General features: G+C 67.6%; 5 protein-coding genes. 1 reads left to right on the top strand and 4 read right to left on the bottom strand.

What is annotated here, in order from left to right; all coding sequences use genetic code 11:
* The coding region (locus G3N99_RS33005; protein WP_206124469.1) for a HAMP domain-containing sensor histidine kinase at positions 1-1532 on the top strand (1532 nt) is incomplete at its 5' end.
* Positions 1533-1601: 69 nt separating this feature from the next.
* Here the strand turns inward: G3N99_RS33005 and G3N99_RS33000 are convergent.
* The 4 genes from G3N99_RS33000 to G3N99_RS32985 form a co-directional block, all read right to left on the bottom strand.
* Positions 1602-1931 (bottom strand): c-type cytochrome, encoded by a 330-nt coding sequence (locus tag G3N99_RS33000; protein ID WP_241011978.1) that lies wholly within the window; start codon positions 1929-1931, stop codon positions 1602-1604.
* A 134-nt stretch (positions 1932-2065) separates the two neighbouring features.
* The gene (locus G3N99_RS32995) at positions 2066-3874 is read right to left on the bottom strand and encodes a hypothetical protein (RefSeq protein WP_206124468.1); all 1809 of its coding nucleotides are present in this window, start codon (positions 3872-3874) and stop codon (positions 2066-2068) included.
* A 77-nt stretch (positions 3875-3951) separates the two neighbouring features.
* A complete protein-coding gene (locus tag G3N99_RS32990; protein WP_041492520.1) occupies positions 3952-4992 on the bottom strand; it encodes a porin in 1041 nt (346 codons plus the stop codon).
* A 264-nt stretch (positions 4993-5256) separates the two neighbouring features.
* On the bottom strand, positions 5257-5600 hold a 344-nt coding region (locus tag G3N99_RS32985), incomplete at its 5' end, for a porin (protein ID WP_346778515.1).

Below are 5600 nucleotides of genomic sequence, written 5' to 3'. Positions count from 1 at the left end.
CGCGGCCTGCGGCGGCGCGTGCGACGTGGCAGGTGCAGGCCGCGCAAGACAGCATGTTCGCGGCCGCTGACGATCTGGCGGCGCTGACCAGCGGCGTGATGGCGGGTACGGCGATGCGCCATCCGGAAACGGCCGGCGCGCTGGTCCTCGCGCGCCTGCTGGGCGACCTGCGCGAATACACCGGCCGGCTCGGCTCGCTGTTCGTCGCGCCGCTGGTCAGGAGCGAGACGCTCGACAACGATCGGCTGGCGCGCATTCTCCAGATGCGCGGGCGCATCGTGCAGCTCCGCGCACTGATTGCCGGCGCGATCGCGCCGCCGCTCGACGACGCGATGCTGTCGAATGACCTGGCGCGGTTGAACGACACGATGGACGGCAGCTTCCTGCCGCTCGTCGCCGCGACGCTGCGCGCGGGCCGCACGGGCGCCTATGCGATGAATGCCGAGGATTTCGCGTCGCGGGTCATGCGGGACCTCGACGCACCGGCGCAGTTGCGCGACCACGTGCTCGACCTCACGCGTGCGCGTGCGGTGGCGCTGCGCGACGCGGCGCGGATCCGGATGACCTTGTCCGCTGCCGAGGCGGCGTGTTGCATCGCGATCCTGTTCCTGCTCGTGCGCGGCACGCAGCGGACGCTGTCGAAACCGCTCGATGCGCTGACCCGGCGCATCGTCGCGTTGAGCCAGGGCGACGTGTCGCCGATCGTCCGGATTCCGGGCACGAGCCCCGAGATCGGGCACGTGAACGATGCACTGGACGCGCTGCGCGGCGCCTACGTCCATCGCACGCTGCTCGAGCGGCAGCGCAACGACATGCTGACGCTGTTCTCGCACGACATGCGCGCGCCGCTCACCTCGGTCATCGTGCTCGTGAACACGCCTGCCGCTTGCCCGCCCGACTGCACGCTGCGCGAGCGCCTGAACGAGATCGACGGGCTGGCGCGTCATACGCTGGCCATGGCGGACGGTTTCGCGCAGGTGTCGCGGGCGGAGACGGGCGAGTACGCGTCGGAACTCGTCAACGTGGCCGACCTGATGAACCAGGCACGCGACGCAATCTGGTCGCGCGCGAGGGACAAGCACATCGCGGTCGCGGACGTACCGTCGTGCGACGACGCGCTCGTGCACGGCGATCCGGCGCTGCTGTCGCGTGCGCTGGTCAATCTGCTGGGGAACGCGGTCGAATACAGCGCGGCGCATACGCGCATCGAGTGCAGCGTCGAACTGGCGGACGGCGGCGCTTCGGTGTGCTGCGTGATCCGCGATTACGGCTACGGGATCGCGGCCGAGGATCAGGCACGCCTGTTCGAGCGTTACCGGCGCTTTCGCCTGCAAGGGCAACCCGACACGAAGGGTGTCGGGCTCGGCATGGCGTTCGCGAAGGCGGTCGTGGACCGCCACCGCGGCGAGATCAGCGTGCGCAGCGCCCCGTGGCAGGGCACGACCGTGACGCTCACGCTGCCCGTGGCCGGCGTATCCGGCCACGCGCACGACCCGGACCGGACGCTGTCGGCCGAACCGGCGCTCGGATGACGCGTGCGGCGGGAGCGGCCGTCGTTGCGGACGCCGCGTAGCGGCGCATTACCGGACTACTTTGCCGGCCTACTTCGCCGGCTGATTCAGCGACATGATCCACTTCGCGAAGCGCGCCGCATCGTCGGCCGAAATCGCATTGGGCGGCATCGTCGCGCTGCCCCATTTGCCGGTGCTGCCTTCGAGCATGCTCTTCTGGAGCTTCGCGATCGCATCGGCATCGTTGCGGTAGTGCGCGGCGATCGCGCGGAACGGCGGGCCGACCTTCGTCGTATCGAGCGTGTGGCAGGCGCGGCAGGTCTGCTCGCTGGCCGAGGTCGCGGCGCGGCAGGGCGTCGAAACTGTCGCGACCGTCGCGAACGCACCCAGCAGCAGCGCGGCGAATGGCTTGAACCTCATCGGGAACATCCTTGAACGTGAACCTGCCGGGTGACCGGCAGGGATCGATGCGAACGGCGCGCGCCGAGCCGCGTGTTGCTGTGGCCACGGCGCGCGACCCGAGTCGGACGGTCGCCCGTCCGGCCCCGTGCGACTCAACGCGGCGGCCAGGGCTTTACCGGCTTGCCGAGCACGGGCTCGCCGAGCAGCGGCGTCGACAGCGCATACGCGCCGTTCTCGGTGAAAGCCCAGATGATGTTGCGGTCGTACTCGGTGTAGATCGCGAACACACCTTTGCCGAGCGTATAGGATGGCAGTTCCTTCTCGTCGGCGAGCGCCGGCACGAAGTACCCGGCGATCGTCGGCTTCGCCGGATTCTTCACGTCGTAGATCTGCACGCCCGCGTTGTAGAACGAATACGGGACGATGCCCTGGCGCCACGTGCCCGGCTGGCCGATCGCGTTCGCGCGCTTCGGCCCGAAGTTGCCGCCGCGCTGGCAGAAGCTCGTGAACGGCGCGCCGGCCGGCACTTCCGGAACCGGCAGCTTGGCCGCGACTTTCAGGTGGCTCGGGTCGCGCGCGTCGACGACGAAGATGTCCTTGTACGGCTCGTAGCAGTCGCGGTTCATCGGGTAGCCGTTCGTGAGCACGTAGCCGGTGCGCGCGTACTGGCTCACGTCCGCGTTGTCGAACTCGGTGCCCGCGAAGCTCGGCGGCGTGTTCACGTTGCCGAGGATCTTCGGCTTCGCCGGGTCGCTCAGGTCGAACGAATAGAAGCCCAGGCCGCCCATCGCGCCGAAGCCGATCTTGCCGCCGTTCTCCAGCGGCTTCGGCAGGAAGATCGGGTTGCGCGAGCCCATCCACGACGTGCGGTTGCCGGCGCGCGGATTCATCAGGTACGCCTGCTCGTGTTCCTCGTTGCCGAGGATCTGGCCGGGCACCGCGATTTGCGACATGAACACGGGGTTCGCCGGGTCCGACATATCCCATACCTGGTAACCCGGCGAGTACAGGTAGTTCGGATACTCGGTCAGCGCGTAGCTGTCGTCCGGCGCGGCCGACACGATCATGTACTTGCCGCCGTAGTACTCGGGCGCGTCGAGCGAGCCGGAACCCTGCTGCTGGCCGATCGGCGCATCGGGATGCCGGTAGTCGGTCGTGCGCGTCGCGATCAGCTTCCACTGGCTTGGCAGCGGGCCGTCCATCTCGTACACGCGGAACCCCTTCAGCGAGTTGTAGTGGCGCTGCGCGGCAACCTTGTCGGGCTGGTCGATCTTCTCGGTCATCAGCCCGTAGCGGCCGATCTCGAACGACGCGACGAGCACCGGCTTGCCGAGCTTGCGGCTCCACGCGATCGTCGCGCCGCCGAGGTAGTCGTGCACGTTGTTCGGATCGAAGTGCTCGCTGGAACCCTTCGGCCCCCACACGCCGCCCTTCGAGAACACGACCTTGCCGTGCGCGGGATCGGTGACGTCCATGATGCGCAGGTAGTCGCGATCGTGGATGTACAGGTAGCGCTTGCCGTCGAAGTCGGCGATGTTGTTCCACGCGTGGAAGGGCGAATCGACGCCCGGGTAGAACGCGAGCACCTTCACGTTCTTCGCGTAGCTCTTGTTGTCCCACGTCGCGAGTTCGCCGGGGAAGCGCTGCCCCTGGTGAACTTCGGGCGCCGCCTTCGGCCACACGAACTGACCGGTGGCCGGGTCCATCCCGTAGTCGACGCCGGGCTTCAGCGGCACCGGCCGGCGCTCGGGCGTGAGGCGCAGCCAGCCGGCGAGATACGGATCGGCGACGCTCGGCGTGCCGGGCGTGCCGGAGGCGGCAACGCTGGTGCTGGCGGCGGCGGGGGCTTCCGCCGCCGGTTGCGCGGCGCTGGCAAGCGCCGACGCCGCGATCAGGATCGATGCGGCAGCCGGGCCGACGATCCGGGCCTGCGGGGTGCGACTGTTGCGTGGTCGAAGCATGAACGTCTCCTTGTCATGACTGTGTCGTGGCGCCGCGAGCGCCCGGCTGGCCGGTCGCGGCGCGCGGGTTCGGAACATCAGAACGCGTGGCGGATCCCGATCTGGAAGCCGGACGGATTCTGGCCACCGTCCGGATACACCTGGAACGTGACCGGATACGCGACGGGTACGCGATGCTGGCTTTTCACGTGCGCGGCGGTCACGTACAGGTCGGTGCGCTTCGACAACCCGTAGATGTAGCCGATCACGCCGCCGGTCGCGCTCGAAATGCTCGTGTTGTTGTCGTCGTGGCGATGGACGACGCTCAGGTACACGCGGTTGATGCCGTCGATGTTCCAGCGCGCGCCGATCTGCGCATCCCAGCCCTGCGAATTGAATGCGACGTACGGCGGATACGCGTAGTAGCCGTTGTACGTGTGGTAGATCACGGTCGGCTCGAAGCCGCCGAAGCGGTACACGGCCGAGAAATAGTTGTCGCGCGACGAATGGATCTGCGACGAGCGGAAGATGTCGCGCGTGTACTGCAGCTCGCTCACGGCGCCGAGGAACAGCGGCCCGTTGCGGTATTCGATGCCGGTGCTGAAGAAGCGCCCGGCGCGCGTGCCGTCGCCGAGCCCGGTCGTGATCATCACGCGCCCGGTGAAGCCGTGGAAGGTCGGGGTCTTGTACTGCAGCGCGTTGTCGACGCGATAGGTCGCATAGAAGAACTGCATGTCGTTGACCATGCTGAAGTCGGCCGCCCACGTCGGGTCCGCATAGCCGGCGAGCCAGTACGACGGCGTGAACTGGCGGCCCATCGTCAGCTCGCCCCAGTTGCCCTTGAGGCCGACGAACGATTGCCGGAACTGCGTCGACTGCACGCCGGTGTTCGCTGAAAACATCGGTTCGATCGTGAAGACCGCCTTGTTGCCGCCGCCGAGTTCCTCGACGCCGCTCAGGTTGAAGCGCGAATTGTTCAGACCGCCGCTCGACATCCGCGTGATGTTGCCGCCCGGGCCCGACGAAATCAGGTGCTCGATGTTCAGGTCCATGTAACCCGACAGCCAGATGCGCGACTGCGCATGCGCACCGGCGCAGGCGAGCAGCATGACACTGGACGCGATCAGCTTCTTTTTCATTCGGTCTCCAAATAGTCGTCGTTGTTTTCCGGGGCGAAGCGGCTTGCGCCGGACGGGCATCGTGCGAGGCGATCCCGCGGGCGGCGGCCGGTTCGCATGACGCGAGCGGGACGCGGGCCGTGCCGGTTCATGAATCGCGTTTGTGTATACATGAACTGAGAAAAATTATACGCACGGACGTTGATGAATTCGAAGCACTTCTTTTTTATACAAAACAGCGGTTTGGTTATAGCGGGTAGACCCGGATACGCGATGCGCACTGCGTCAGAACAGGTGCCGGATGCCGAGCGCCCAGGTCGCCGCGACGCCGCTGGCGCCGAGGCGGTCGTACCCGGCCAGCGCATAGACGTCGGTGCGCCGCGACAGCGTGTAGTCGAGCCCGGCCACGCCCGTGTCGCGCGACACGGCCGTGCGCAACGCGGTACGGCGCGTGTACGCCCATTCGCCGAGCGCGGACAACCGCGACGTGACGGGTACCGACACGCCGGCTTCGAACGTGTGCGAACCGGTGTCGGTCGCGGTCGTGCGCGTGCCCTGGATCGCGCCGTACAGCGTGATGCGCGGGAACGCGTACGCAAAGCCGGCGAGATACGCGTGCTGCGTCGGCA

It is taken from the genome of Burkholderia sp. Ac-20392, from assembly GCF_017104585.1.
GTDB lineage: Bacteria > Pseudomonadota > Gammaproteobacteria > Burkholderiales > Burkholderiaceae > Burkholderia > Burkholderia lata.
This window is presented reverse-complemented; position numbering and strand designations above follow the sequence as displayed.